The sequence below is a fragment of the Micromonospora sp. M51 genome (assembly GCF_018070305.1).
Taxonomy (GTDB): Bacteria; Actinomycetota; Actinomycetes; order Mycobacteriales; family Micromonosporaceae; genus Micromonospora; species Micromonospora parva.
Genome location: NZ_JAGPXZ010001339.1, coordinates 1 through 780, shown reverse-complemented (window position 1 = coordinate 780; position 780 = coordinate 1). Strand labels below are relative to the sequence as shown.

Genomic DNA, 780 nt, shown 5'->3' with positions numbered 1-780 from the left:
GGGTGTACGTGCAGCAGGTTGATGCCGCCGACGTTCGCTATCGACGTCGTGCCGATGCGTTCGGCGGACACCCAGCCGACCACCTGGTTGTCGACCTCGGCCACGAAGGCGGTCCAGTCCTCCTCGGGCGGGGGTTCGGCGATCATTCTGCGGGTCGACTCGACCCCGCGCACGAGGTACGGATAGACCGTCGCCCGCAGCGCCACCACGCCCGGCGCGTCATCGGGCCGTGCCACCCGGATCCGCATGTCAGGCCCCCGTCCGGACGGCGGCGATAGCCTCGACCTCGACGAGTTGGTCGCTGTAGCCGAGCACCGCCACCCCGAGCAGGGTGCTGGGCGGATCGTGGTCGCCGAAGAAGTCCCGCACCACCTCCCAGACGGTGACCAGGTCCTTCTGCTGCGACGACGCGACGTAGACGGTGGTCTTCACGACGTCGGTCAGCCGCGCGCCGGCCGCGTCGAGAGCGGTCGTCAGGTTCGTCATCACCTGCCGGGCCTGTGCTGCGTGATCGCCCGGCGCGACAGTGCGTCCCTCGCCGTCGAGCGGGCATGCCCCGGCGGTGAACACCAGCCGGGCGGGCGGCTCGACGGTGGCCGCGTACGCGTACTCGGCGACGTCGGAGAGCGCGGGCACGTGCAGCAGCGCAACAGGATCCGGCATGCCGGCGAGGCTAACCACAACCGTCCCCAAGTGCGACGCAATAAATCTCTCCACCCCATGCGCAGGCAGCAAGTTCAGGGTTGTTGCTGCCTGCGCATGGGGTGGAGAGATTTATTG

2 protein-coding genes are annotated in these 780 nt (G+C 69.0%); both read right to left on the bottom strand.

The annotated features are described in order from the left end of the window. Positions 1–248 (bottom strand): N-acetyltransferase family protein (locus tag KBX53_RS34685; protein ID WP_369010026.1); only part of this gene is annotated, 248 nt, incomplete at its 3' end. 1 nt (position 249) lies between these two features. Next, the gene (locus tag KBX53_RS34680; protein WP_210864004.1) at positions 250–663 is read right to left on the bottom strand and encodes a RidA family protein; all 414 of its coding nucleotides are present in this window, start codon (positions 661–663) and stop codon (positions 250–252) included. Between the last annotated feature and the right edge of the window lie 117 nt (positions 664–780).

What these genes read in the sequence shown, in the direction of transcription:
- KBX53_RS34680 (WP_210864004.1), bottom strand. Translation starts at nt 663, where the DNA reads ATGCCGGATCCTGTTGCGCTGCTGCACGTGCCCGCGCTCTCCGACGTC.